The 25,696-nt window shown below is 44.4% G+C and carries 25 protein-coding genes, 1 pseudogene, 1 riboswitch and 1 other annotated feature; of the genes and pseudogenes, 20 read left to right on the top strand and 6 right to left on the bottom strand.

Features of this window, described 5'->3' with window-relative positions:
* Window positions 1-14: 14 nt before the first annotated feature.
* From CCC17_RS00770 to CCC17_RS00785, 4 genes are all read left to right on the top strand, one after another.
* Window positions 15-725, top strand: a complete 711-nt coding sequence (locus CCC17_RS00770; protein WP_092071187.1) for an ABC transporter ATP-binding protein — start codon at window positions 15-17, stop codon at window positions 723-725.
* Between the two features lie 10 nt (window positions 726-735).
* Window positions 736-1,356, top strand: a complete 621-nt coding sequence (locus CCC17_RS00775) for a cytidylate kinase-like family protein (RefSeq protein WP_059086748.1) — start codon at window positions 736-738, stop codon at window positions 1,354-1,356.
* A 102-nt stretch (window positions 1,357-1,458) separates the two neighbouring features.
* On the top strand, window positions 1,459-2,223 hold the full coding sequence (locus tag CCC17_RS00780) for a polysaccharide deacetylase family protein (RefSeq protein ID WP_287082333.1): 765 nt from the start codon (window positions 1,459-1,461) through the stop codon (window positions 2,221-2,223).
* A gap of 242 nt (window positions 2,224-2,465) precedes the next feature.
* Complete coding sequence (locus CCC17_RS00785) at window positions 2,466-3,788, top strand: replication-associated recombination protein A (protein WP_059086749.1); 1,323 nt, start codon at window positions 2,466-2,468, stop codon at window positions 3,786-3,788.
* Between the two features lie 28 nt (window positions 3,789-3,816).
* Here CCC17_RS00785 and CCC17_RS00790 read toward each other — a convergent pair whose 3' ends face one another.
* From CCC17_RS00790 to CCC17_RS00800, 3 genes are read right to left on the bottom strand one after another with little or no spacing between them, the layout of a single operon-like run.
* The gene (locus tag CCC17_RS00790) at window positions 3,817-4,329 is read right to left on the bottom strand and encodes a DUF4364 family protein (RefSeq protein ID WP_059086750.1); all 513 of its coding nucleotides are present in this window, start codon (window positions 4,327-4,329) and stop codon (window positions 3,817-3,819) included.
* Between the two features lie 14 nt (window positions 4,330-4,343).
* A complete protein-coding gene (locus CCC17_RS00795) occupies window positions 4,344-5,285 on the bottom strand; it encodes a TIGR01212 family radical SAM protein (RefSeq protein WP_015526081.1) in 942 nt (313 codons plus the stop codon).
* The gene (locus CCC17_RS00800) at window positions 5,285-5,974 is read right to left on the bottom strand and encodes a YesL family protein (RefSeq protein ID WP_287082335.1); all 690 of its coding nucleotides are present in this window, start codon (window positions 5,972-5,974) and stop codon (window positions 5,285-5,287) included. Before CCC17_RS00800 ends, CCC17_RS00795 begins: the two co-directional genes overlap by 1 nt.
* Before the next feature lie 239 nt (window positions 5,975-6,213).
* Between CCC17_RS00800 and CCC17_RS00805 the strand changes: the two genes are divergently transcribed.
* Complete coding sequence (locus tag CCC17_RS00805; RefSeq protein ID WP_015526079.1) at window positions 6,214-6,531, top strand: YerC/YecD family TrpR-related protein; 318 nt, start codon at window positions 6,214-6,216, stop codon at window positions 6,529-6,531.
* Window positions 6,532-6,661: 130 nt separating this feature from the next.
* Here the strand turns inward: CCC17_RS00805 and CCC17_RS00810 are convergent, their stop codons facing one another.
* Window positions 6,662-7,282 carry a DUF1836 domain-containing protein gene (locus tag CCC17_RS00810; RefSeq protein WP_021651658.1) on the bottom strand — a complete coding sequence of 207 codons (621 nt, stop codon included), beginning with the start codon at window positions 7,280-7,282 and terminating at the stop codon, window positions 6,662-6,664.
* 145 nt (window positions 7,283-7,427) lie between these two features.
* Between CCC17_RS00810 and pcrA the strand changes: the two genes are divergently transcribed.
* The 15 genes and pseudogenes from pcrA (at window position 7,428) to CCC17_RS00885 (ending at window position 22,910) form a co-directional block, all read left to right on the top strand.
* Entirely contained in the window at window positions 7,428-9,671 is a 2,244-nt protein-coding gene (gene pcrA, locus CCC17_RS00815) for a DNA helicase PcrA (protein ID WP_044961576.1), read from the top strand.
* A 98-nt stretch (window positions 9,672-9,769) separates the two neighbouring features.
* Window positions 9,770-10,065, top strand: a riboswitch (cobalamin riboswitch).
* Window positions 10,066-10,168: 103 nt separating this feature from the next.
* Window positions 10,169-11,263 (top strand): ABC transporter substrate-binding protein, encoded by a 1,095-nt coding sequence (locus CCC17_RS00820; RefSeq protein ID WP_287082336.1) that lies wholly within the window; start codon window positions 10,169-10,171, stop codon window positions 11,261-11,263.
* 14 nt (window positions 11,264-11,277) lie between these two features.
* On the top strand, window positions 11,278-12,363 hold the full coding sequence (locus CCC17_RS00825; RefSeq protein ID WP_227574163.1) for a FecCD family ABC transporter permease: 1,086 nt from the start codon (window positions 11,278-11,280) through the stop codon (window positions 12,361-12,363).
* Window positions 12,363-13,118: an ABC transporter ATP-binding protein gene (locus CCC17_RS00830; RefSeq protein WP_021651662.1), complete on the top strand. Its 756-nt coding sequence runs from the start codon at window positions 12,363-12,365 to the stop codon at window positions 13,116-13,118. The genes CCC17_RS00825 and CCC17_RS00830 overlap by 1 nt, the downstream gene beginning before the upstream one ends.
* Before the next feature lie 36 nt (window positions 13,119-13,154).
* A complete protein-coding gene (locus CCC17_RS00835; RefSeq protein ID WP_044961569.1) occupies window positions 13,155-13,508 on the top strand; it encodes a CGGC domain-containing protein in 354 nt (117 codons plus the stop codon).
* A 218-nt stretch (window positions 13,509-13,726) separates the two neighbouring features.
* Window positions 13,727-13,957, top strand: coding sequence for a hypothetical protein (locus CCC17_RS00840; protein WP_015526073.1), 231 nt, complete (start codon window positions 13,727-13,729; stop codon window positions 13,955-13,957).
* Window positions 13,958-14,166: 209 nt separating this feature from the next.
* Window positions 14,167-15,660: a 23S rRNA (uracil(1939)-C(5))-methyltransferase RlmD gene (rlmD, locus tag CCC17_RS00845; RefSeq protein ID WP_287082337.1), complete on the top strand. Its 1,494-nt coding sequence runs from the start codon at window positions 14,167-14,169 to the stop codon at window positions 15,658-15,660.
* An 87-nt stretch (window positions 15,661-15,747) separates the two neighbouring features.
* Window positions 15,748-16,209, top strand: a pseudogene (locus CCC17_RS00850) (virulence RhuM family protein); the annotation flags it as partial.
* A 128-nt stretch (window positions 16,210-16,337) separates the two neighbouring features.
* Window positions 16,338-16,760, top strand: a complete 423-nt coding sequence (gene tnpA / locus CCC17_RS00855) for an IS200/IS605 family transposase (protein ID WP_059086115.1) — start codon at window positions 16,338-16,340, stop codon at window positions 16,758-16,760.
* Window positions 16,760-17,857: an IS200/IS605 family element RNA-guided endonuclease TnpB gene (tnpB, locus tag CCC17_RS00860; protein ID WP_287082338.1), complete on the top strand. Its 1,098-nt coding sequence runs from the start codon at window positions 16,760-16,762 to the stop codon at window positions 17,855-17,857. The genes tnpA and tnpB overlap by 1 nt, the downstream gene beginning before the upstream one ends.
* Window positions 17,858-18,010: 153 nt before the next feature.
* On the top strand, window positions 18,011-19,183 hold the full coding sequence (locus CCC17_RS00865) for an ROK family protein (RefSeq protein ID WP_330577262.1): 1,173 nt from the start codon (window positions 18,011-18,013) through the stop codon (window positions 19,181-19,183).
* Window positions 19,184-19,607: 424 nt separating this feature from the next.
* The gene (locus tag CCC17_RS00870) at window positions 19,608-20,636 is read left to right on the top strand and encodes a zinc-dependent alcohol dehydrogenase (RefSeq protein WP_044962122.1); all 1,029 of its coding nucleotides are present in this window, start codon (window positions 19,608-19,610) and stop codon (window positions 20,634-20,636) included.
* 9 nt (window positions 20,637-20,645) lie between these two features.
* A complete protein-coding gene (locus CCC17_RS00875; protein WP_287082339.1) occupies window positions 20,646-21,026 on the top strand; it encodes a VOC family protein in 381 nt (126 codons plus the stop codon).
* Window positions 21,027-21,044: 18 nt separating this feature from the next.
* Window positions 21,045-22,409, top strand: a complete 1,365-nt coding sequence (locus tag CCC17_RS00880; RefSeq protein ID WP_015526067.1) for an MFS transporter — start codon at window positions 21,045-21,047, stop codon at window positions 22,407-22,409.
* 84 nt (window positions 22,410-22,493) lie between these two features.
* A complete protein-coding gene (locus CCC17_RS00885) occupies window positions 22,494-22,910 on the top strand; it encodes a carbohydrate kinase family protein (RefSeq protein WP_270186811.1) in 417 nt (138 codons plus the stop codon).
* A 97-nt stretch (window positions 22,911-23,007) separates the two neighbouring features.
* On the opposite strand, the gene ilvN is transcribed toward CCC17_RS00885, so the two are convergent.
* Window positions 23,008-23,517 carry an acetolactate synthase small subunit gene (gene ilvN / locus CCC17_RS00890; protein ID WP_015526065.1) on the bottom strand — a complete coding sequence of 170 codons (510 nt, stop codon included), beginning with the start codon at window positions 23,515-23,517 and terminating at the stop codon, window positions 23,008-23,010.
* A 12-nt stretch (window positions 23,518-23,529) separates the two neighbouring features.
* Entirely contained in the window at window positions 23,530-25,248 is a 1,719-nt protein-coding gene (ilvB, locus tag CCC17_RS00895; RefSeq protein WP_287082340.1) for a biosynthetic-type acetolactate synthase large subunit, read from the bottom strand.
* 100 nt (window positions 25,249-25,348) lie between these two features.
* Window positions 25,349-25,590 (bottom strand) — a binding site (T-box leader).
* Window positions 25,591-25,696 lie beyond the last annotated feature (106 nt).

Genomic DNA, 25,696 nt, shown 5'->3' on the forward strand with positions numbered 1-25,696 from the left:
GGAGGAACGAGACAATGGCAATGTTGGAAGTAAAGGACCTCCAGGTCTATTATGGTGTGATCCAGGCTCTGAAGGGAATTTCTTTTCATGTAAATCAGGGAGAGGTTATTGCGCTGATCGGTGCCAATGGCGCCGGAAAGACAACCACACTTCAGACACTTACCGGAATTCTTTCTCCGAAGTCCGGAAGCATTGTGTTTGAGGGAAAAGACCTCACAAGAACACCGGCGCATAAGATCGTAGAGATGGGTATGGCGCATGTTCCGGAGGGAAGACGTGTATTTGCGGATATGTCCGTTTATGAGAATCTGCTCCTTGGAGCCTATACAAGAAAGGACAAGGCAGAGATCGCAGAGAGTCTTGCAAGTGTATACAAGAGATTTCCGCGTCTGGAAGAACGTAAAGGACAGCGTGCCGGAACACTTTCCGGTGGTGAGCAGCAGATGCTTGCCATGGGACGTGCACTGATGAGCAGACCAAGGATCATTTTGATGGATGAGCCGTCCATGGGTCTGTCGCCGATTTTTGTAAATGAGATTTTTGACATTATCCGCGAGGTAAGTGAGAGCGGAACTACAGTGCTTCTGGTTGAGCAGAATGCGAAGAAGGCTCTTTCCATTGCGGACAGAGCGTACGTTCTGGAAACAGGAAGCATTACTATGGATGGAAAGGCAGAGGATCTTCTGAATGACGAGGCCGTTCAGAAGGCATATCTTGGAGAGTAGGGGGAAAGACATGGATAATTTCGTAATTACCATTGCAAGACAGTATGGAAGCGGTGGACGTACCATCGGAGAGGAGCTTGCAAAGAAATTAGGGATTTCTTACTATGACAAGGATATCATCCGCATGGCATCTGAGGAGAGCGGCATTCATGAGCAGCTCTTTGGAAGGGCAGATGAAAATGTCAGCACAAAGCAGAGATTTTTTGCAAAGTCCGGAATCTACAAGGGTGAGCTGATCCCACCTCAGAGCAAGGATTTTACATCCGATGAGAACCTGTTTAATTATCAGGCAAAGGTAATCCGGCAGCTGGCAGAAACAGAGTCCTGTGTGATCATCGGACGTTGTGCAAATATGATCCTGAAGGATTATTCCAATGTTCTTCGTGTGTTTGTTTACGGAGACTGGGATTTCCGTATCCGTGAGGCAAGTAAGAAGCTCAGCGGAACTACAAAGGATATTGAGAAATTTATGCAGAAGGATGACAAACGCAAAGAAGATTTCTGCAAACGTTTCATGGGTGTTGACTGGGCAGACATGACGAAATACAATCTGTGCCTGGATAACGGTACCCTTGGTTATGAGAAATGCGTGGAGGAGATCGAGAGTGCACTTGAGATTCTGAAAAAATAAGACATATATCAGAGAATATTCCCCGGGAAAGAAAAGCCAAAAGTCTTTTCCCGGGGATTTTTTCATATATTGTGGAAAAGTATATTTGATCCGGCGGGAAATATGGATAAGCGAAAAAAATATTTCTGTGTAGTGGCAATGGTATTGATTCTGCTCAGCGGATATGGAAAAATCTCAGACAGTGCATTTCGGATGCGGGTGACCAGAATGATCGCCGGTGAGGGGATGCTCCGGCTGGTGGCGGCGCAGTACGGACAAAAAGCAGCAGAACCGGTGGCTGAGACAGTCTCTGACAGAAGCGAAAAAGAGGATCGTCCACGTGTGGCTCTTACCTTTGATGATGGACCGCATGCAACATATACACCTCTGCTTCTGGATGGCCTGCGGAAGCGTAGAATCCATGCCACATTTTTTCTTATGGGAAAAAATATCCGGGGAAATGAGGAGATCGTAACGCAGATGCAGAGAGACGGTCATCTCATCGGTAATCACACGTATGATCACGTGCAGCTTGATAAGCTTCCTAGTGATCAGGCATGTCAGCAGATCATAAAGACGAATAATGAGATCTACGAGATTACCGGAGAATATCCCATGTATCTTCGCCCGCCCTACGGTGCTTGGCCGAAGGATCTGGAGCTCTGTGTGACCATGCTGCCGGTATTTTGGGATGTGGATACCCTGGACTGGAAATCAAAAAATGTCCGTTCTGTGGAAAATATCGTTCAGCGGGAAGTGAAGGATGGCTCCATTATTCTGATGCATGACAGCTTTTCAAGTTCAGTAGAAGCAGCATTGCAGATTGCAGACATGCTCACAGAGCAAGGGTATGATCTGGTGACTGCGGATGAGCTGCTGGTGATGTAGAATTGCAGCGCGAAATCACGTAAAGCAGGATTTTCGTATATCGCGAAGCATGTTGCTGAGAACGAGGGAACAGTAACACGTGGTAACATGCCGGCAGTGCAGACTTCAGGAAACGATTGCTTTTTTTTATATAAGCAGGTAATATTAAGAATAAAGAACTTATCAGCAGCTGTATTTATATGGCAGTTTTCAGACAGAACAGGGGTGCAGCAGACCCCTTATTTGTATCAGGAGAGAATAATATGGATTTATTTGAATACGCAAAGTCAAAAACGCTGGATCAGGAGTCACCTCTTGCATCCAGGCTGCGTCCGCGAACACTGGATGAGGTGGTGGGACAGCAGCACATCGTAGGAAAAGATAAATTGCTGTATCGTGCCATAAAGGCGGATAAGCTGACATCTGTTATCTTTTACGGTCCTCCGGGAACCGGAAAGACCACCCTGGCAAAAGTCATCGCCAATACCACAAGCGCCAGCTTTACCCAGATCAATGCAACCGTAGCAGGGAAGAAAGATATGGAAGCAGTTGTAAAGCAGGCACAGGACGATCTCGGCATGTATGGAAAAAAGACCATTTTGTTCATTGATGAGATCCACCGTTTCAACAAGGGACAGCAGGATTATCTTCTTCCCTTTGTGGAGGACGGGACCATCATTCTTATCGGGGCCACAACAGAGAATCCATATTTTGAGGTAAACGGAGCGCTTCTTTCAAGATCGATCATCTTTGAATTGAAGTCCCTGGAGATACCGGAGATAAAGGAACTGATCCTGCGTGCGGTTAACGATCCGGAACGTGGAATGGGAAGCTATGGGGCGGTGATCGAGGAGGATGCTCTGGAATTTCTGGCAGATATGGCAGGAGGAGACGCCAGAAGCGCCTTAAACGCCATAGAACTGGGAATCCTCACCACACCTCGTGATACAGACGGTAAGATCCATCTGACCCTTGAGGTGGCTTCTGAGTGTATCCAGAAGCGTGTGGTGCGCTACGATAAGAACGGGGACAATCATTATGATATCATTTCTGCCTTTATCAAGAGCATGCGAGGCTCCGACCCGGATGCGGCAGTCTATTATCTGGCAAAAATGCTCTATGCAGGAGAAGATGTGAAATTTATCGCAAGAAGGATCATGATCCTTGCTTCCGAAGATATCGGAAACGCAGATCCACAGGCCCTCTGCGTGGCAACGGCAGCAGCACAGGCAGTGGAACGTGTGGGAATGCCGGAGTCCCAGATCATTCTTTCCCAGGCAGTTACATACATGGCCTGTGCACCCAAGAGCAATTCTGCAGTAAATGCCATACAGGAAGCCATGCGCTGCGTGAAGGCGAAGAAGACAACCGTTCCGGTGCATCTGCAGGATGCCCATTATGGTGGCCACGAAAGTCTGGGTCATGGTATCGGATATAAATATGCCCATGATTATCCGAATCACTATGTAAAACAGCAGTATCTGCCATCAGAAATCGAAGGAGAACATTTTTACGAGCTCAGTGATATGGGATATGAAAAGAAACTGAAAGAGCATATGAAGAAGATCCACGAAGAAGCGAAATAAATGAATATAAGTAAAACGGAGGAGCCTCTCAGAGAAGCTCCTCCATTATTTTGTCATAAACATTCTGGTATTTATAAGGCCAGCTTTCACATACAGACTGTGCAGCAGCAAGATTTGGCACATTGATGCTGAGATCAACGATGCTGACGCCGCTTTCGATGATCCGCAGACGTACCGAGTAGCTGCCCTCTTTGGTGGGATAGTAATCTGCAGGAGTCAGGAGATGTTCTTCGATCTTGCAGTGGAGGGAATTGAGATATTCTTCCACTTCTTTCTTGATATCAGAGGAAAGTTCTTTGGAAAAATATTTCAGAGTGTTTTTTCCCTCGGAGGTCAGTCGATAGTAACTGCGGTTGGACTGTGAAGACATTTCCACCAGATCTGCCTCCACAAGTTCGGAAACTGCCTGCTGGAGCTGAAAATAATTGGTGTATTTCCGGTCCAGGATAAAATCGGTGATCTGGGAATTTGTGAGATCCCCATCGGAATTCTGCAGCATATATAAAATAATAAGCTTATAGGTTGTAAAAGGTGATGCCATAAGAATCCTCCTTTTTACTGGCTGCGGGAAAGGGCCTCGAGAGCTTTTCCCTGAAAACTTGCTCTTTCTTTCATCCGGTGATGAAGAAGGTTTAAAACTTCTCGTTTGCGGCTGGCCCATAAAGGTGCGATCAGCAGATCCTTCGGTCCGTCGCCGGTGACCCGGTGGATCACGATATCCGGTCTGAGATGTTCCAGACAGTCAATGACAAGGTTCAGATACTCGTCCCGTTCATAAGTGCGGAAAAGACCGGCTTCATGATCAGCGGCAAGATCTGTACCACGCAGTACATGAAGAAGCTGCAGCTTGATCCCCTGGATATCCATGGCGTTCAGATAAGCCATTGTTTCCAGGATATCCTTCCGGCTTTCGCCGGGAAGCCCCAGGATGGTGTGGACGATCACTTCGATGCCGCCTGCGCGGAGATTTTTTACTGCGGTATCAAAACAGGACAGTGGATAGCCGCGCCGTATATATCTGGCGGTATCTTCATGGATAGTCTGGAGTCCCAGCTCCACCCACACCGGTTTGATCTGGTTCAGGGAATAAAGAAGATCCAGTACATCATCTCCCAGACAGTCCGGTCTGGTACCAATGGACAGTGCCACGATATCCGGATGGGAGATGGCTTCTGTGAAGATCTTACGCAGGTGTTCCACAGGAGCGTATGTGTTTGTATATGCCTGAAAATAGGCGATATATTTATGAATCGGGCGTTTGGAAGAGAGACTTTTAATCTGTGTGTTGATCTGCTCTGTAATGGAAAGAGCGGCGTTTGCTGCAAAATCTCCGCTTCCGCCCTGGCTGCAGAAGATGCAGCCTTTTTTGCCCAGGGTGCCGTCACGGTTGGGACAAGACATGCCGCCGTTTAATGCAACCCGGTAGACCTTTTCGCCGTATCGCTCCCGGAGCATATAGTCCAGAGAATGATAAGGCTTGTCGTTCCAGCGCTTCATTATGCCTCTTTCGGTTCGTTTTTCTCTTCGCCGTTTTCTTCGTTTTCATCTTTCGGTATATAGTTATCGAAGATCTTTACAAAGATCTTTGATTTCAAGTAGGCCAGCGTGGAAAATCCCATCAGAATAAAAAGCATGATCAGGATGGATGTAAACTGTGCGTAGCTCACATAAGCAAAAAGCCACATCAGTAGGAGTGGAGACGCAGAGATCACAAGCATCAAAAGTGTCAGCGGAAGATGGCGGACGGACATCAGGAATGCATTTACAAAGGTATTCTTGACGGAATTAAAAAATTTGGAAAGGATCGGATAAATGTACAGAAGGATCATCGCATAGATCAGTGCAAATGCAATGAACAGACTGAAAAGTCCTTTGTACATAGCTCCGCTTCCGGCTCTGGCGATCCGAAGATCGATAAACAGAACAGCAGCGGTGAGGAGCATGATGATATTGATGATGGTCGCCTGTTTGAAGTTCTGTTTGAAGGAGTGGAAAAAGCTGCGGGCAATATAGGATTCCTCGTCTCTTGCCATCTTTAGTGTGACATAGTAGAGAGCTGTTATGGAGGCGCCTGCGGTGACAACCGGAATACAGCAGAGGATGCACAGAAAATTCAGAAGAAGCAGGTCTGCTACGCGTCCCATGAACACGAAGAATTTGTTGTCCATGTTGAAAAAACGATTCATTTGATAAGTCTCCTTTTCTTTTGGATATTATTTTAAGTATACCCAATCACAGCAGAAAAAGCAAATCCCAAATGTTTTCCGAGGTAGTGGAAATGGGAAAATCATGTGTCCGCCATAGAAAGACAAAATAGCAAAATAGTTTATTAAATTTCCCTAAAAGGCTTGCTTATCACGATTTAGAGTGTTAAAATATCAGTATTGTATTAGACGAAAATTATGTATTTTAAAGGAGCGTAACAATGAGCAAAAAAATCAGGACGGAGGCTGTGGATCATCTTTTTGAAGCGATCCTGTGCCTGAAGGACAAGGAAGAGTGTTATACATTTTTTGAGGATGTGTGCACCATCAATGAGCTGCTTTCTTTATCTCAGCGCTTCGAGGTAGCCAAGATGCTTACTGATAAGCGTACATACCTTGATATTTCCGAGAAAACAGGAGCTTCCACAGCTACGATCAGCCGTGTGAACCGTTCCCTGAACTATGGAAATGATGGTTATGAGATGGTATTTGCACGTATGAAGAAGGATAACGGGGAGCAGGGCGGCGAAGCAGAATAAGGCTTACGTCCATACCGTGATGATAACGGATAATACTGTAACGAAAAAGAGACAGGCGATTGTGCGACTGTCTCTTTTTTTTCGGTGCGCCCGGCGACGCACGTTTATGACCGGATGTAAGCTCCGGATATTATTTGTCTTTTTTTGAGGAATCCGTATCTTTTGAGGAATTCATGTGGTCGATCATGTTTTCGATGATCATTTTTTTCATGTATACGTCGAAGCTAAGAAGACAGATAAAGGAAAACTGGTGAAGGAATTCCTTATCCTCCGGGTCGGCGTCCTCAAAAATTTCTCCGGCACTTTTGAAACGGCGCATAAGATCCTTTTCCAGGTAACGGATCTGTGACTGCTCCATACTGAAAACCTCCTGGTAGATGTAAGTCATGTCCTTTTCTGTAACGGACTTGAAGTATTTCTCGGTGATCGGTCCCAGAAGGGTCTGGATATCACTGATGGAGAGGATATTCTTAAAATAGTAGATAAAGATCAGCATCAGCAGATGCTCCCGGGAATACCGCTTCTTTTCCGGCGGGGGAAGGAGCTTGTTCTTTGCGTAATTGTTGATCATGGTCTTGGTCAGGATCTTGTCATCATCATGACGCTTGGTGGAAGCGAGATTATCTTCCATAAAGGTTGTGACCTGATCCATGTAAAGAGCAATATTGGGAATTTCATCGGGTTTTATATAATCAAGCTCAGCAATTTTTGCAAAAATGCTGTTCATCATTTCTTTTTCGTTTTCTGTCATCGTATTATCACCTCTGCTCCTTATTATATAGTTTTAAATACTACTTGTAAAGAAACTTTTTTTCAGAGAGGTGGGTTTACCGGAAAGTAAAGTCATGATAGTATATAAAGATACTGTTCATATGGAAAAAGAAATGGAGATCAAAATGAGTATACATGATGCTTTGGACACATTGAATCCTATGCAGCGGGAAGCTGCCGTACATACAGAGGGACCACTTCTGATCCTTGCAGGAGCCGGTTCCGGAAAAACAAGAGTGCTGACCCACAGGATCGCCTATTTAATGGAAGAAAAGGGCGTAAACCCATGGAATATCCTGGCGATCACCTTTACCAACAAGGCCGCCAGTGAGATGCGGGAACGTGTGAATAAAATTGCGGGAATGGGTGCGGAGAGCGTATGGGTCTCCACCTTCCATTCCGCCTGCGTGAGGATCCTGCGCAGACATATTGAGGTGCTGGGCTTTGGCAGTAATTTTACCATTTATGATGCCGACGACCAAAAAACAGTCATGAAGGAAATCTTCCGGAAGTTTGATATCAATACCAAGATCTACAAGGAACGCGCTGTTCTTGCTGAGATTTCCCATGCCAAGGATGAACTGATCACACCGGAAGAGATGGAGCTGAATGCAGGCGGCGATCCGGATGCACGGAAGATTGCCGGTATGTATAAGGAATATCAGTCTATCCTCCGGGGAAACAATGCGCTGGATTTTGATGACCTGATCGTGAAGACTGTGGAGCTTTTTCAGCATAATCCAGATATCCTGGACTATTATCAGGAACGTTTCAAATATATTATGGTGGATGAGTATCAGGATACCAATACTGCCCAGTTTAAATTCGTAAGTCTTCTTGCTGAAAAATACAAGAATCTCTGTGTGGTTGGTGATGATGATCAGTCCATCTATCGTTTTCGTGGAGCAAATATCGGGAACATCTTAGGCTTTGAGAAGGTTTTTCCTGAGGCTAAGGTGGTGCGCCTGGAACAGAATTACCGTTCTACCCAGAACATCCTCAATGCAGCCAATGAGGTGATCGTCAACAACACAGAGCGTAAGGAAAAACGCCTCTGGACAGAGAACGAAGAGGGCGATAAAGTACATTTCCGTCAGTTCAACAACGGATTTGAGGAAGCGGAGTATGTTGCAGGAGAGATCATCCAGGGGCGCCGCAACGGGAAATTCCAGTACAAGGACTGTGCAGTACTTTATCGGACCAATGCCCAGTCTCGTCTCTTTGAGGAGAAATTTCTCCTAGCAAATGTTCCTTATAAGATTGTCGGCGGCGTGAACTTTTATGCCCGCAAAGAGATCAAGGATCTGTTAAGCTATCTGAAGACCATTGACAATGCCAGTGATGATCTGGCTGTGCGCAGGATCTTAAATGTGCCAAAAAGAGGAATCGGACTCACCAGCATCGGCCGTGTCCAGGACTATGCGGATATGATGAACCTGAGCTTTTACGATGCGCTCCGCGTGGTGGAGGAAGTACCGTCCATTGGCAGGGCAGCAGGAAAGATCAATGATTTTGTATCCTTTATCCAGGGACTGAAAAGTAAGGCAGAGGCCTATACAGTCCGTGAAACCCTGGAAGAGGTCATTGAACTTACCGGTTATGTGAAGGAACTGGAGGCAGAGAAAACGGAGGAGGCTCAGGCGAGGATCGAAAATATCGATGAGCTGATCTCCAAGACAGAATCCTTCCAGGAAGCCATGGAGGAGGCCGGACAGCCGGCAACACTTTCTGCATTTCTGGAGGAGATCGCACTGGTGGCAGATATCGATTCTGTTGATCCGGATCAGGATTATGTGCTGCTGATGACTCTTCACAGTGCCAAGGGACTGGAGTTCCCAAATGTATTTATCGTGGGAATGGAGGACGGTGTTTTTCCGGGATATGCTTCCATCTGGTCCGGTGATCCGTCGGATATCGAGGAGGAGCGAAGGCTCTGTTATGTGGGGATCACCCGTGCCATGAAGGAACTGACTTTAACCTGTGCAAAACAGCGGATGATCCGTGGGGAGACTCAGTATAACCGTGTGTCACGTTTTGTAAGGGAGGTTCCACGGGAGCTGGTAGATCTTGGACATACCATTCAGGAGAAAAAGCCCAGAGTAGATGATATCGTATCTCCGAAAAGCGCCTATGCCCAGATGAAAATGAATTTCCAGGCAAAGAGCACCCTGCAGAAAAAAGATTTCACAGTGAAGAAGGCGGACAGCCTGGACTATGGTGAGGGAGACACGGTCCGTCATGTGAAATTCGGAGTCGGTATCGTAAAAAATATCGCAGACGGCGGCAGAGACTACGAAGTGACGGTAGACTTTGACAAAGTCGGCGTGAAAAAAATGTTCGCCGGTTTTGCCAAGCTGAAAAAGATCTGAGAGGGATCTCTCCGGGCAGACTATTTCTGCAAAAAACTGTAAAAATCCGGCCTCAAGGTTGTAATTGGAAAACCGGTATGTTAGAATCAGTATCAGCGTAATTGAATTGCTGTGAAGTGGACAGTATCACCGGCACATATGCTGCCGGATACTGTGAGAGGGAATCGGGTAAAAAGCCTGAGCGGTTGCGGCCACTGTATACAGAAGAAGGGATTTCACATGCCATTGCAGAAACTCATGTGAGAAGGCGAAATCCCGATGTCAGAGAGATTCTGGAGAAAATTCTGATATATCATTCATGATCGGCTAAAAGATGAATGGTGTATCAGTTTTTATTTTGCGGAGTTTTTTCTGAGTCTGTAAGTCAGGAAACCTGCTTGACAGTATGTAAGTGGGAGCTTCCGTACAAAGTGTTCCGTGCAGATTTTATGAAGCCCCATCTTTTCGGTTACCCATAGGCAACAGGAGATAAAACAGGCGAAAAGAGAGGAAATGAAATGAAAAACAAGTATGTATCCACAAGAATCATGGCAATGGTAATGGCAGCGGCAATGACCGTATCAGCAGCTCCGGCTGTTTATGCCGCAGAGAGAGCAGACTCCGAGACCATCAAGGAAGACAACCAGCCGGCAGCAGAAGACAGTACAGAGTCTGCAGACACCGAAGATTCTTCCGCAGAGGCAACCAAGACAGAATATCATCTGACCATCACAACCTATGATTACGATGGAAACGAAATCGAAACCACTTATGAAAAAGCACCGGAAAAAGTCCTTGCTGTATATCAGGGAAGCATTGAGACTATGCTCGCACTTGGTCTGGAAGACCACCTGGTAGCTACCGCAGGTCTTGATAATGAAGTTCCGGAAGATCTCAAAGAAGCATTCTCAAAAACAAATTATCTTGACGAATTTACCCCATCCCTTGAAACTGTAACAATGCTGGAGCCGGACATGATCTTATCCTGGAGCTCTCTTTTCTCTGATAAGAATCTGGGAAATGTAACAGACTGGATCGACAAAGGCTGCAACACCTACTACAACACCAATACTCGTCCGGACGGCGACAGAACACTGGAAAATGAATTCACAGATATCTTAAATATCGGAAAGATCTTCGATGTACAGGACAAAGCACAGGCTATCGTTGATGATGCAAAAGCAGTGATCGACAAAACTCTTACTGCAACTGCAGATGTAAAAGACAAACCAAGCGTAATGGTATTGGAGCCTCTTGGAGATGACATCACAAACTATGGCGTAAAGAGCCTTGGCGGAGATATGGTAACACAGTTAGGCGCAACTCTTGCAAACCCGGATGCTTCCACCGTTGGAAAAGAGGATATCATCGCAGCCAACCCTGACGTGATCTTTGTGGTTTACATGCCATATGCAGGAGATGATCCGGAAACTGTTAAGAACAGCCAGCTTGCAGTGATCCAGGATGATGAGTCCCTGAAGAGCCTTGACGCAGTAAAGAACGGACGTGTTTACCCGATCATGCTCAGTGAGATGTATGCAAGTGCAACACGTACCCAGGACGGAATCGAAACTTTTGCAAAGGGATTATATCCGGACGTAAATCTTGACTGATCGGAGAAAATGCAGTGAAAGAAACAGCTTCACAGAGAAAAAAAGATAAGGTGCTCAGAACATCCATGTATGTGGCAGTTCTCATCGGACTTGCAGGATTCCTTATTTTTTCCATACTTGCAGCCATCACTTTTGGAAATGCGGATCTGTCACTGAAGGATGTATACAGCGTTATCGCTTATAAATTGTTTCATATAAAAAGTCTGTCCGCCTATGCGGAAGGCGCAGTTCATGATGTTGTGTGGCTGATCCGGCTGCCTAGAGTCCTTCTGGCTCTGGCAGTTGGAATGGCTCTTTCCGTGTGCGGCGTGGTGATGCAGGCTATCGTGCAGAACCCGCTGGCAGACCCGTATGTGCTGGGTATCTCATCTGGTGCATCTCTGGGTGCCACACTGGCCATCATGCTTGGAATCGGAAGCTTTCTTGGTGGAAACTCTGTGGGAATCACAGCTTTCATTGGCGCGATGATCACTTCTTTTGCGGTGATCGCCATTGCAAACATGGGTGGAAAGGCAACTTCCGCAAAACTGATCCTTGCGGGAATGGCGGTCAGCGCAGTCTGTTCTGCTTTTTCCAATTTTGTCATTTATATTACCAATGACAAAAATGCGGCAACAGAAGTTATGAAGTGGAGCATGGGAAGTCTTGCCGGAGCAAGCTGGACCAGAGTGGGTGTAATGCTTCCGGTCACGCTGGTGTGCGTGGCTGTTTTCTGGACGCAGTACCGGAACCTGAATCTGATGCTTCTGGGAGATGACGTATCCATTACCCTTGGAACAGATCTGCACAGACTGCGGACTTTTTATCTGATCGTTGCTTCTGTTATGATCGGATTTGCCGTGTACTGTGCCGGTGTGATCGGATTTGTGGGACTGGTGATCCCTCATGTGGTCCGGATCCTTTTTGGAACAGATCACAGAAAACTGCTCCCCTTAAGTGCGCTTCTTGGTGCATCGTTTCTGATCTGGTGCGATGTGGCATGTCGTGTGATCCTTAAAAATTCCGAGATGCCCATCGGTGTGCTGGTATCCATTATCGGTGCTCCCTGCTTTATTTATCTGCTTGTGCGGAAATCCTATGGATTCGGAGGTGCCCGGTAATGAAGATCACCACAGAAAATATTCAGGTTGGCTTTCACGCCAGACAGATCCTGAAGGGAATCTCCATGGAATCCCAGGATAAGGAACTGGTAGGAATCATCGGACCAAACGGAAGCGGAAAATCCACTTTGCTGAAATGCATTTACCGTATTCTGAAACCAGACGCAGGAGCCGTGTATCTGGACGGCGAGGAGCTTCATTCCATGAGTGTTCGAAGTTCTGCGAAAAAAATGGCCGTGGTGGCACAGCACAATTATTATAATTTTGATTTTACGGTCCGCGAGGTGGTTCTTATGGGGCGTGCGCCTCATAAAAAGACTCTGGAACGGGACAATGCAAAAGATTACCAGATCGTGGATGAAGCGCTGAAAACCGTACAGATGGAGGCGTTTGCAGACCGTACCTTTTCCACTCTTTCCGGAGGAGAGCAGCAGAGGGTGATCCTGGCAAGAGCACTTGCCCAGCAGACCTCTGCACTGATTCTGGATGAGCCTACCAATCATCTGGACATTACCCACCAGATCATGCTGATGGAGCTGGTGAAAAAACTTAATGTAACCGTGATCTCCGCTATTCACGATCTGAATATTGCAGCAGCATACTGTGATAAGATCTATGTACTGAAGGACGGAGTTCTGGAAGGTTACGGAACGCCGGAAGAAGTCCTGACCCCGGAGCTGATCCGCAGGATCTATAAAGTAGAAGCGGAGATCGTTTACGACAGCCGCGGAAAGATGCATATTTTGTTTTTATGATTCTGGCTGTGAGGCGGGATGCATAGAGGGAAAAAGATGAAAAAGATCGGGATTTTGACATGCCTTAATTCCAATGATGTGTGTACCAGGGCAGGATGTCTGTCTGCATTTCGGGAAAGAAGAGATTTTTTTTCCGGCTATCCGGAAGATACGATTCTGGCAGCTGTGATGACATGCAACGGATGCAAAGAAACCAATGCAAAAGAACCTGCTGAAGATGAGGGGATTTTGGAAAAGGCAGATCGGCTGGTCAGTGAAAAGATCAGCGTCATCCATGTCGGGGTATGCCGTCTGAATGAGGAAAAAAAGGAATGTCCGCGGATAACACAGATCTGCGGTCTGATAGAAGAACGCGGGATCAAAGTGATCCGAGGAACCCATAAAGAATAAGAGAAAACCGCCGTATCTTTCCGGAAATGCCGGAAATACGGCGATTTTTTTATAGAATGTTTCTGCGAAAATTTGTGTAAGTTCTGGTAAAACCAGACATATGGTGGTATAATAAGAACATTAAAAAAGGCTCGGGTGCAGCGACCTCAAAAAACGCTGCGCCGCAGATTTACTGACAGAAAGTACAGCCGAACAGAAAGAAAGGATGGTGCAGTGTTATGAATTTAAATACAACAAAACTTGAAGAACTGCTCGCAACACTGAAGAAAAAAGAAGAAGAGAAAGATAAGAACACAGTCCTTTGGGTATTGGCGATCATCGGCGCAGTTGCAGCTGTTGCAGGAATCGCATTTGCAGTATATCGTTTCTTCGCTCCGGATTACCTGGAAGATTTTGAAGAAGATTTTGATGATGACTTCGATGATTATTTCGAGGATGAGGAAGAGTAAGAACTTTCACTGCAGAGGCTGTTTTGAACAGATCAGAATGGCTGTCTGTTATGTATGATATGAGAAGCGGATAATTGAAGCCCCGGCGCGATACCGGGGCTTGATTTTTGAAGACGGACCGTGAAACGCTGGCGTTCATGAGCAGACAGTAAAGAGGATCCTGAATGTTCGAACTATTGTCTGCTGGTTATAAAACAGAAAGAGGATTTATGAAAAAAGGTGAAATTTACGAAGGTATTATAGAAAAAGTGGAATTTCCAAACAAAGGTTTTGTTTGGGTTGATGACCAGAAAGTAATTGTAAAAAACGGAATCCCGGGACAGAAAGTCCGGTTTATGATCAATAAAAAACGTTCCGGCCGGGCGGAAGGACGTCTTCTGGAGGTCCTGGAGAAATCTCCCCTGGAAACAAGAGAACCTGCCTGTCAGGAGTTTCCGTCATGCGGCGGCTGCATGTACCAGACCATGAGCTATGAGGCGCAGAAGGAGATGAAGGAGCGCCAGGTGAGAGAACTTCTGGATGGGGCAGTAAAAGAAAGTCTGGCTAAGATCGGGAAGAACGGTGATGGGACGGAAGAAGCTGAGGCTGCAGATCATTTATATCACTGGGATGGGATTTACGGCAGTCCTATTGAGTTCGGGTACCGCAATAAGATGGAGTTTTCCTTTGGGGATGAGTATAAGGATGGGCCGCTGTCCCTTGGACTTCACAAGAAGGGAAGCACTTACGATATCCTGAATACGGATGACTGTAAACTGGTCCATCCGGATATGACGAAGATCCTAGTCTGTGTGCGGGAGTTTTTCCTGGAGCGTAATGCCAGCTTCTATAAAAAGCTGCAGCATGTGGGGTATCTTCGACATCTTCTTCTTCGAAGAGGCGTCACAAGTGGTGAGATCCTGGTCCATGTGGTAACCACCACCCAGGAAGAATATGATCTGGAGCCTCTGAAAGAACAGCTTCTTGCACTTCCGCTGGAAGGGAAGATCGTGGGGATCATGCACATTTTAAATGATTCTTTATCCGACGTGGTACAGAGCGACGAGACGAAGATCCTTTATGGAAAGGATTATTTCTATGAAGAACTTCTTGGACTGAAATTTAAGATCAGCACCTTTTCCTTTTTCCAGCCAAATTCCCTGGCTGCAGAGATCCTGTATTCCAAGGTGCGGGAATATGTAGGAGATACCAGAGATAAGGTAGTGTTTGACCTTTACAGCGGAACAGGAACTATTGCACAGCTTGCAGCGTCTGTTGCCAGCGAGGTGATCGGTGTGGAGATCGTGGAAGATGCGGTAAAAGCCGCCAGAGAAAACGCTGCACTTAACGGCATTGATAACTGCCGTTTTATTGCCGGGGATGTGCTGAAGGTTCTGGATGATGTGCCGGAGAAACCGGATATGATCATCCTTGATCCGCCCAGAGATGGCGTTCACCCCAAAGCCCTTCCAAAGATCCTGGCTTACGGCGTAGACCAGATCGTATACATTTCCTGCAAGGTTACAAGTCTTGTGAGAGACCTCCCGGCATTTTATGAGGCAGGATATGAGATGACCCACGCCTGTGCAGTGGATCAGTTCTGCCAGGGCGTTCATGTTGAGACCGTGTGCCTCTTGAGCAACCGAAAACCAGATACTACGGTAAAACTCAGCGTGGATATGGATGATTACTACCGTATTATAAATGGTAAAGATGCAGAATAATGATTTTGTCATAGTGGCTGTGTTGAATTTCTATTTTTTAAATTGTTCACATTGATAATGTATCTGATTTTGGAGGAAAATTAATTTATGGACAAAGAAAAAGCAGATATGATTATTTATACGACAGAGGATGGTCTGACGAAAGTTGAAACTACTTTTGATGGTGATACCGTCTGGTTGTCCATTGATCAGATGGCAGAATTGTTTCAGAGAGATAAATCAACCATTTCCAGACATATTAAAAATATATTTATAGAAGGTGAATTACAGCGGGATTCAGTTGTTGCAAAATTTGCAACAACTGCTTCTGATGGAAAAGTTTACAATGTAGACTATTACAATCTTGATGTTATTATTTCTGTTGGCTATCGTGTAAAATCAAAACAGGGAACACAGTTCAGAATTTGGGCAACTGGGATTTTAAAAGAATACATGAGAAAAGGTTTTGCTTTAGATGATGATCGTTTGAAAAATCTAGGTGGCGGTGGATATTTCAAGGAATTGTTGGAGAGAATCCGTGATATTCGTGCATCCGAGAAAGTGTTTTATCCAATGCGTCGTAAAACTCCTTGCTTCCGCTATGGGGATATAAGACGCGTCCATCGAATTTATGCAAGTAATTGAAGATGGACAAAATAGTAATTGTATTAACTAATAGACCATAGTATAATACGAATATGAACACAACATATAAATCAAACAACAATGTCGTCTATTCCTGTAAATACCATGTAGTATGGTGTCCAAAGTATAGACGAAAAGTATTAATTAACGGTGTGGACGTCCGGCTGAAGGAACTGCTCACAGAGTATGCTGCAAATCTTTCTGTAGACATCCTGGAAATGGAGATCATGCCAGACCATGTTCATATGCTTTTGGAAGTAGATCCTCAGTTTGGCATCCACAAAGCTGTAAAGTCATTTAAAGGCTATACGTCCAGAATTTTAAGACAGGAATTTCCCTATCTTAAAACGAAAATGCCGACTCTCTGGACAAACAGCTATTTTGTATCGACGGTGGGCGGTGCTCCGCTGGAAACAGTAAAACAGTATATTGAAAACCAGAAAACATCGCAGAGACAAAAGGATAAGATGGGATAATGCAAAAAGGAATTAAATTTAGAATCTACCCGAACAGAGAACAGAAAAACTTCATCCATCAGACCCTGGGATGTTGCCGGTTCATCTACAACCGGGGACTTGCCATGCGTAAGGAAGGCTATGAAAATGGGGAAAAGATCGGCTATTCCCAGACTTCCGCCATGTTGACTGAACTGAAAAAGCAAGAGGAGTTTGCCTTTCTGAAAGCAGCAGATTCCATTGCATTACAGCAGTCTTTGCGGGATCTCGACCGGGGATTTGTGAATTTTTTTCAGAAACGGGCTTCCTATCCAACCTTCAAAAGTAAACATAACCGGTTCCAGTCATACAGAACGGTAAATCAAAAAGATAATATTCGTATTGTGGGAAGATATATCAAACTTCCGAAACTTGGATTTGTTAAAATACGGCAGTCGATGGAAGTGGAAAAGATTAATCACGTGATCATTGAGCACACACCGGCTGGAAAATATTTTGCGGTTTTAAATGTTGATCTTGAACCGGAACCACGCTCAAATGCTGGCGGAACGATAGGAATTGATGTCGGGATCAAAGCGTTCTACTCCGACAGTAATGGAAATACGGTATCAAATCCCAGATATCTGGAACGCTCAATGCGAAAACTCATAAGAGAACAGCGAAGGCTTTCCCGAAAACAAAAAGATTCCCATAACCGCGAGAAGCAGCGGATCAGGGTGGCAGGAGTGTATGAGAAAGTAACCAATCAGCGGAATGATTTCCTGCAGAAACAGTCAACGATGCTGGTGCGTGAAAACCAAACCATCTGTATTGAAGATCTGAATGTTAAGGGGATGATCCGGAATCATAAACTGTCAAAATCGATAGCGAGTGTTTCCTGGGCAAAATTTTTTGAAATGCTGGAATATAAAGCTGGCTGGTATGGAAATGAAATTCACAGAGTACCAACGATGTATCCGAGCAGTCAGACCTGCAGCTGTTGTGGCTACAGAAATCCACGGATAAAAAATCTGGGCATTCGTATCTGGGAGTGTCCCAAATGCCATGCGGTTCATGACCGGGATACGAATGCAAGTATCAATATTCTGAAAAAAGGACTGCAGATGCAGTCTGCATAAAGATAAAAACTGTACCGTAGGGCATACGGGAACAGTATAAATATAGCTTGTGGACACTGTGTAAGACATTGCAGTACCGTAAGGTGTTTGCCAATGCAGTAGTGGGAGAAGCAAGAATCCCCCTGCTTTAGCTGTGGGGAGTGTCAAAAAACATTGCTTTACAAGAAGAATAAAAAAGCATATAATTCTTTTATAATATATTTAATAAAAGAGGGTAAGAAAACGGAAAATAAAGATAAAAAAAATATAACAAGAAAAAGAATAATTAATTATGTGCTGAACAATCATGTTACATCCAAGGCGGGAATCGCAAAAGATTTAAATTTGAGTATGCCGACTGTGTTAGCAAATGTGAATGACTTGTTAGAAAAAATGGTGTTGGAAGAAACTGGGGAATATGCTTCGACCGGTGGAAGAAAGGCAAAAAGTATAGGGATTAATAAGTCATACTGTCATGCAATGGGAATTTTGATTACAGCGAATCATATAGAAATGGTATTAGTAAATCTTGGAGATGAGATTATAAAAAAAGATCGCATCCGTTTAAAATTTACGGCAGAATTATCCTATTGTGCAGAAGTGGCACAAAAGGTCAAAACTTTTCTTGAAGGCGAATTAGCGAAGGATACGCTACTTGGGATTGGAGTGGCGATTCCAGGAATTATTGATCAGAAAGAACGGATCGTTTTAAAATCCCATGCTTTAGGTATAGAGAATTATAGTCTGCGCTTTTTAGAGCAGGCTTTGGAAATTCCAGTATATTTTGAAAACGATGCTAATGCTGCAATGCTTGCAGAAAAAAAGCAAAAGTATCCAAATGCGATATATCTGTCTTTGAACCACACCTTAGGAGGCGCATTCTGCATAGATGGAAAGCTGTTTCGAGGGCAGAACCAGAAAGCAGGTGAGTTTGGTCACATGATACTCGTTCCCGGTGGAAGAAAGTGTTATTGTGGTAAAGCAGGATGTGCAGATGCATATTGTGCTGCAAGTGTACTGACACAAGATAACAGGCAGTCACTGGATGCATTTATGGAAAAAATTGAAAGTGGTGATGAAAAAAATTTGCAGACATGGAATGAGTATCTGGATCATCTTGCTGTTTTGATATCAAATCTGCGGATGGCATATGATATGGATATTATACTCGGAGGTGATGTGGGAGGTGTATTGTCAGATTATATGATACCACTGGGAGAAAAAGTGATGGCATATAATGGCTTTGAGCATGATGTTTCATACTTAAAAAATTGTTCGTATAAGAAAGAAGCGTCGGCTGTTGGAGCCGCGAAATACTTTTTTACAAAACATATGGCAGAATTGTAAATTTTTTGAACGCAGATAAGCAGTCCACCGCATCTGGTGCGCAGGGCATCAAGCGTTGGGTAAGGGGATGTTCACTCTGTTGGAGTTAAAAGCTCCCACTGACAGGTTGCAAAGTGAATGCAGATGTCCGCTTTATATGTGTGAAAAACGAGAAGTTGTGTAAAATTAGAAAAAGATATTATAGTAAAAAACGGAAAGAAAACAGTAACTACGGTTTCCTTTCCGTTTTTTTCGTGTTGATTGTGAAAAATACACAAAAAATGTATTTTAAAATTATGAAATATATAAAATTATGAAAAACATATTGACAAATCGTGTTTACAGGATAATAATGTAATTACTTTAATAAAACAATTTATAAAAGACCAAATAAAACAATATAAATAAGGAGGAAACAATTATGATAAAAAAGGAGAAAACAATTATGTTACAGCAGGTAATGACAAATCCAGGAGAAATTATTTTCAGAGAGGTTCCGGTTCCGGAGGTAAAGGAAAATCAGGTGTTGGTAAAGATTATGAATATTGGTGTTTGTGGATCAGATATTCATGTTTATCATGGAAAACATCCGTTTACAAAATATCCGGTAACACAGGGACATGAGGTTTCCGGTGAGATTACAGAACTTGGAAAAAATGTCACAGAGTTTCATGTGGGACAGAAGGTGACGATAGAGCCTCAGGTATATTGTGGACATTGCTATCCATGTCGTCATGGAAAGTATAATCTCTGTGAGGAATTAAAAGTAATGGGATTTCAGACGACAGGAACAGCATCTGAGTATTTTGCAGTGGATGCATCTAAAGTAACACCTATTCCAGAAGATATGTCCTATGAAGAAGGAGCTATGATCGAACCTCTTGCTGTGGCAGTTCATGGTGTAAAACAGATGGGCGATGTGGCTGGCATGAATATTGCAGTCCTTGGAGCAGGACCGATCGGAAATCTCGTGGCACAGGCGGCAAAAGGAATGGGGGCAGCGAAAGTGATGATCACAGATATCAGTGATCTTAGACTGGCAAAGGCAAAAGAATGTGGAATTGATGTGTGTGTGAATACTCAAAATAAAGACTTCGGTGAGGCAATGATCGAAGCATTTGGACCGGATAAGGCGGATGTGATCTACGACTGTGCCGGAAACAATATCACAATGGGACAGGCAATTAAATATGCAAGAAAAGGAAGCACGATCGTACTGGTGGCTGTTTTTGCAGGAATGGCAGAAGTAGATCTTGCAGTGGCAAATGACCACGAACTTGACATTAAGAGCACGATGATGTACCGCCATGATGATTACATAGATGGAATCAGACTGGTAAATGAGGGTAAAGTTCATTTGAAACCGCTCATCTCAAAGACATTTGCTTTTAAAGATTATCTGAAGGCATACCAGTATATTGATGATAACCGCGAGACAACGATGAAAGTAATTATCAACGTCAGTGAAAAGTAAGGAGTTCGTATGGAAAATAAATATGGAATTGTCGGAGTTGCCCATGTCGGGCTTCCGACAAACGATTTGCAGAAAACAGTTGAGTTTTATAAGAGGCTTGGATTTGAAGTAATTATGCAGTCTTATAATGAAAAAGTGGCATTTTTACAGATAAAAAATTACTGTATAGAGACTTTTGAAAATGGGCAGGCGGCAATGTCAGACGGTGCATACCAACATGTTGCACTTGATGTGGAAGACATTGAAAGTATGTATCAGAAAATCTGCAATGAAAAATACACAATTATTACAGACGGAATCGAAGAACTGCCATTTTGGGAAAATGGTGTGAAGTTTTTTATGATCAAGGGACCAAATGAGGAAAGAATAGAGTTCTGTCAGAAACTCTGATAAAAATAGGAGGGACATATGGGAAGCGAAAACAAAAATGGAAAAGTACCGCTGATCAGTAAGATTGCATATGGGTTTGGTGATGTCGGATGTAATTTCAGCTGGATGTTCGTCAGTAATTTTCTGATGATATTTTATACAGACGTGTTCGGAATCAGTATGGCGGCTGTGTCAGCACTTATGCTTTTTTCAAGATTCTGGGATGCGATCAATGATCCAATCGTCGGGGGACTTACGGATAAAACAAAATCGAGATGGGGACGGTACCGTCCATGGCTGTTAGTAGCGGCACCAATTACAGCGATTCTTCTTGTTATGACATTCTGGGCAAGACCTGACTGGCCGCAGAATGGAAAGATCATTTATATGGTAATTACATATTGTCTGCTGGTTTTGGGGTATACCTGTGTGAATATTCCATATGGAACCTTGTGTGGTGCTATGACACAGGATATTGATGAACGTGCAAAAATAAATACATCCCGTTCGGTTGCAGCGATGATTGCAATTGGTGTGTTAAATATTATCACAGTTCCGCTGCTCAGCAAATTCGGCAGTCATAGTGCAAAGACAGGATATCTGACGGTGGCGGTCATATATGGATGTATTTTTACAGCCTGTCATTTCTTCTGCTTTGCGAAGACGAAAGAGGCAGTGATTACTCCGGAAAAAGAAAAAATTTCTGTAAAGATACAGTTGAAAGCAGTTATGCAGAACAGACCATATCTTCTTGCATTGGCAGGACAGATATTATTTGGATTTACATTGTATGGTAGAAACGCAGATATTCTGTATTATTTTACATATGTGGAAGGGAATGCCTCCTACTACACAACTTATTCGATGTGCATTATTATTCCTTCTATCATCGGGGCAGCCTGTTTTCAACCATTATTCCGCAAGTTGAATAACAAAGGAAGAACAGCATCTCTCTTTGCTTTATTTACAGGAATTTCCATGTTGTTTATGTTTTTCTTCAATGCCAAAGAATCACCAGCTATTTTTTATGCATTATCTGGTCTCACACAGTTTTTCTTCTCTGGATTTAATACCGCAATCTATGCAATTATTCCAGACTGTGTGGAATATGGGGAGTGGAAAACAGGACTTAGAAATGACGGTTTTCAGTATGCATTTATTTCACTTGGAAATAAAATCGGAATGGCAGTTGGAACAGCACTTTTAGCAGGATTACTTGGAAAATATGGTTATATTGCAAATCAGACACAAAATGCAATTGTACTTTCAATTATGAAACATGCATTTACGACGATTCCGGGTGTACTGTGGATTGTGACTGCGGTTGTATTATTTTTCTACCGGTTAAATAAAAAACGTTATAACGAGATTGTAGAGGAACTAAAAAATGGAAGAAAAAGTTGATATCGTGGCATTGGGAGAGTTGCTTCCTATGATCCAAATTATCGCTCGTCTCTTTGGAAGAGCAAAGAGTATGCAGTGAAAAAAATGAGATCTGTCATAGAATTGGTAGATGTCATGAAGGTATCGGATGAAGAGAGTATTCTGTTGACAGAGGCGAAAAGTTATGAGCAGGCTGCAGATCAACTCCTTGCCATGGGACCAAAGCTGGTTGCCATTACATTGGGAGAACAGGGCGTTCTTATGGCAACAAAAAGCAGAAAAGAAATCATCAAAGCATTTCAGACACATGCGGTCGACACGACTGGGTCAGGTGATTCATTCTGGGGAGGCGTATTATGCAGTATCCTTTCTATGAATAAGAATGTTGAAAAAATGGAATGGGAAGAAATCAAAAAGTGTGCTGTTTTGGGAAATGCAGTTGCTGGATTGTGTGTGCAAAAGAGAGGCGGAATCCCTGCGATTCCGACGAAAGAGGCAGTGCTTGAATTTATGCAGAAATAATGAATGTATATGAACAAACTCGGGGCTGTAAAAATCACGATTTATTAATCGTTAAAGCATCAGCCCCGTGTTTTTCTGTCGGAGTATTATTCCGCTTTTATCTTTCCATCATACTGATCGATTCAATTCCAACACTTCCGCCGCGGACAACTTCGATATGCTTGAACTCTTCTTTGATAAGCTTGATGACCGCGTCATTTTTGGTTGCGGTCTGGACGAATTCCAGAAGGAGGCTGTCTTTTCCATAGTCGATGACACGTGCCTTGAAAGTCTCAGCAATCTGGAAAAGTTCTACTTTATCTTCCGGGGAGCAGCCCTTTACCTTGATGTAAAGGATCTCCTTCATTCGAACGAACACGTCTGTAAAATCAATAACCTTGATCACCTCGATCATACGGTTCAGCTGTTTTTTGATCTGCTCAAAAGTCTCATCATCGCTGACTGTGGCGATGGTCATTCTGGAAACTGTGGGGTCCTCGGTGGTTCCAACAGTAAGACTGTCCAGGTTATAGGACTTTCCGGAGAAAAGACCGGAAATCTTGGAAAGAACACCGACCTGGTTTTCAACGTAGAGAGAGATCCATCTTTTTTTCATTCCTTTATCCATCATTCATTCCTCCTAACAATCCATGATCAGATCAGCCAGGGTGCCGCCCGGCTTGACCATCGGGTAAACCATTTCCTCCGGATCAATGATAAATTCGATGATCGTAGGAGTTTTTGTATTCTTTTTAGCCTCTTCGAAAGCAGCCGCGATCTGATCCTTCTCAGTTACGCGGATACCCTTTGCCCCATAGCTCTCTGCGAGACGGATGAACTCCGGTGTGTATTCCGGATATTCCTGACCGTCTGTGCGGCGGGAGAGTGCACCGGCCTTCAGATTTGTCATGGCGTAACGTTTTCCGTAGAAAAGCTTCTGCCACTGGCGGACCATTCCGAGATATTCATTATTAAAGATACAGCAGATGATCGGAAGCTCCTCCAGAACTGCGGTAGCCAGCTCCTGAATGTTCATCTGCATGCCGCCGTCACCGGAAACGGAGATGACCGGTGTATCCGGATTACCGATCTTGGCACCGATGGCACCTGGAAGGCCGTAACCCATGGTTCCAAGTCCGCCGGACATGATCAGCTGACGGTTCTCGGTGATGTCTGCATACTGGCTCACCAGCATCTGATGCTGACCTACATCGGTAACAAGAATGGCCTTGTCAAACTGGCGGTTGATTTCGCCGATGATATCCAGCGGTCCCATAATACCACGGTCTTTCATGGTAAGAGGATGCTCTTCCTTCCATTCCTGGATCTGCTTCAGCCATTTGCCGGTATTACAGTCCTGTACATATTCATTCATTTTTGTTATTGCCTCTTTTGCATCGGCAACGATGGGGATGTCTACATGGATATTTCTGGAAATGGAAGCGGTGTCAATATCGATGTGGACGATCTGTGCATGTGGGGCAAATTCATGGAGCTTGCCTGTGATACGGTCGTTAAAACGGGTTCCGATGGAAAACAGAAGATCGCATTCATTCACGGCCATATTTGCGGCATAAGCGCCGTGCATACCGAGATTTCCGATAAACAGAGGGTTCTTTGTGGAAATGGCGCCACGTCCCATGACGGTTGTGACAACCGGGATCTGAGTTTTCTCAACAACCTGGGTAAAAATCTCCTGTGCGCGGGAAATGATCACACCGCCGCCAGCAAGAAACAGAGGTTTTTTGGCCTTCTGCAGCATTTTGAGGGCACGCTTCAGCTGTCCGATATGCACGCTGGTGTTAGGCTTGTAGCCACGGATATTGACAGTCTTCGGATACTCAGCACTTCCCAGCTCGGCCATTACATCCTTTGGAAGGTCGATGAGAACCGGGCCTGGGCGTCCGGTGCGTGCGATATAGAAAGCTTCCTTGATGATACGTCCAAGATCCTCACGGTTGCGGACGGTAACACCGTATTTTGTGATGCTTCTGGTGATCCCGACAATATCAACCTCCTGGAACGCATCGTTTCCGATGAGGTGACGGGCAACCTGTCCGGTAAAGCATACAAGCGGAACACTGTCATAGTTGGCAGTTGCAAGACCTGTAACAAGGTTGGTAGCTCCGGGACCGCTGGTAACGAGACATACGCCAACCTTTCCGGTAGTTCTGGCATAGGCATCTGCTTCGTGTACAAGGGCCTGCTCGTGACGTGGCAGAATGATGTCAATGCCGCTCTGTTTATATAATTCATCGCTGATATCGATGGTGCAGGCACCAGGATAGCCGAACAGAACATCAACGCCTTCTTCTTTTAAGGCTTTTACAAGCAATTTGTTTCCGGAAATCTGTTTCATGAATTGGTTCCCTCCTTTGATGATGTGAAAAGTTAAGCAGATAAGGGCTGTCGCGAGAAATTTTTCCAATAAAAAAGTCCCGGCATATCGGATAAAATATGCTCAGGACGGATGATTCCGCGGTACCACCTGTTTTCAGAGGTAAAACTCTGCTCTCTGCCAGTACAAAATTATACTGCCTCCCTGTAACGTGGGAATGACGATGAAGCCTACTGCATGAAGATCCATGGTTCAGTCCACTGCTCGAGGGCTACTTCCACAGTTCAGTCACGAAGATTCTCACCGGCCATCTTCTCTCTGTGCATCCGGAGACTGTGTACTACTCCCTGTCATTGCATTTAGTAAATATGGATAAAAATTTTCTATCATTATAATATAAAATATCGGAACTGTCAATCAAAAATCCTGATGGCTCAACGGGTGAGCCGGGGATTACGATAACAGTTCC

It is taken from the genome of Blautia sp. LMAG:36, from assembly GCF_008680535.1.
GTDB lineage: Bacteria > Bacillota > Clostridia > Lachnospirales > Lachnospiraceae > Blautia_A > Blautia_A fusiformis.

Coding starts and splice junctions, on each gene's coding strand:
- CCC17_RS00770 (WP_092071187.1), top strand. CDS start 15: ATGGCAATGTTGGAAGTAAAGGACCTCCAGGTCTATTATGGTGTGATC.
- CCC17_RS00775 (WP_059086748.1), top strand. CDS start 736: ATGGATAATTTCGTAATTACCATTGCAAGACAGTATGGAAGCGGTGGA.
- CCC17_RS00780 (WP_287082333.1), top strand. CDS start 1,459: ATGGATAAGCGAAAAAAATATTTCTGTGTAGTGGCAATGGTATTGATT.
- CCC17_RS00785 (WP_059086749.1), top strand. CDS start 2,466: ATGGATTTATTTGAATACGCAAAGTCAAAAACGCTGGATCAGGAGTCA.
- CCC17_RS00790 (WP_059086750.1), bottom strand. CDS start 4,329: ATGGCATCACCTTTTACAACCTATAAGCTTATTATTTTATATATGCTG.
- CCC17_RS00795 (WP_015526081.1), bottom strand. CDS start 5,285: ATGAAGCGCTGGAACGACAAGCCTTATCATTCTCTGGACTATATGCTC.
- CCC17_RS00800 (WP_287082335.1), bottom strand. CDS start 5,974: ATGAATCGTTTTTTCAACATGGACAACAAATTCTTCGTGTTCATGGGA.
- CCC17_RS00805 (WP_015526079.1), top strand. CDS start 6,214: ATGAGCAAAAAAATCAGGACGGAGGCTGTGGATCATCTTTTTGAAGCG.
- CCC17_RS00810 (WP_021651658.1), bottom strand. CDS start 7,282: ATGACAGAAAACGAAAAAGAAATGATGAACAGCATTTTTGCAAAAATT.
- pcrA (WP_044961576.1), top strand. CDS start 7,428: ATGAGTATACATGATGCTTTGGACACATTGAATCCTATGCAGCGGGAA.
- CCC17_RS00820 (WP_287082336.1), top strand. CDS start 10,169: ATGAAAAACAAGTATGTATCCACAAGAATCATGGCAATGGTAATGGCA.
- CCC17_RS00830 (WP_021651662.1), top strand. CDS start 12,363: ATGAAGATCACCACAGAAAATATTCAGGTTGGCTTTCACGCCAGACAG.
- CCC17_RS00835 (WP_044961569.1), top strand. CDS start 13,155: ATGAAAAAGATCGGGATTTTGACATGCCTTAATTCCAATGATGTGTGT.
- CCC17_RS00840 (WP_015526073.1), top strand. CDS start 13,727: ATGAATTTAAATACAACAAAACTTGAAGAACTGCTCGCAACACTGAAG.
- rlmD (WP_287082337.1), top strand. CDS start 14,167: ATGAAAAAAGGTGAAATTTACGAAGGTATTATAGAAAAAGTGGAATTT.
- tnpA (WP_059086115.1), top strand. CDS start 16,338: ATGAACACAACATATAAATCAAACAACAATGTCGTCTATTCCTGTAAA.
- tnpB (WP_287082338.1), top strand. CDS start 16,760: ATGCAAAAAGGAATTAAATTTAGAATCTACCCGAACAGAGAACAGAAA.
- CCC17_RS00870 (WP_044962122.1), top strand. CDS start 19,608: ATGTTACAGCAGGTAATGACAAATCCAGGAGAAATTATTTTCAGAGAG.
- CCC17_RS00875 (WP_287082339.1), top strand. CDS start 20,646: ATGGAAAATAAATATGGAATTGTCGGAGTTGCCCATGTCGGGCTTCCG.
- CCC17_RS00880 (WP_015526067.1), top strand. CDS start 21,045: ATGGGAAGCGAAAACAAAAATGGAAAAGTACCGCTGATCAGTAAGATT.
- CCC17_RS00885 (WP_270186811.1), top strand. CDS start 22,494: ATGAGATCTGTCATAGAATTGGTAGATGTCATGAAGGTATCGGATGAA.
- ilvN (WP_015526065.1), bottom strand. CDS start 23,517: ATGGATAAAGGAATGAAAAAAAGATGGATCTCTCTCTACGTTGAAAAC.
- ilvB (WP_287082340.1), bottom strand. CDS start 25,248: ATGAAACAGATTTCCGGAAACAAATTGCTTGTAAAAGCCTTAAAAGAA.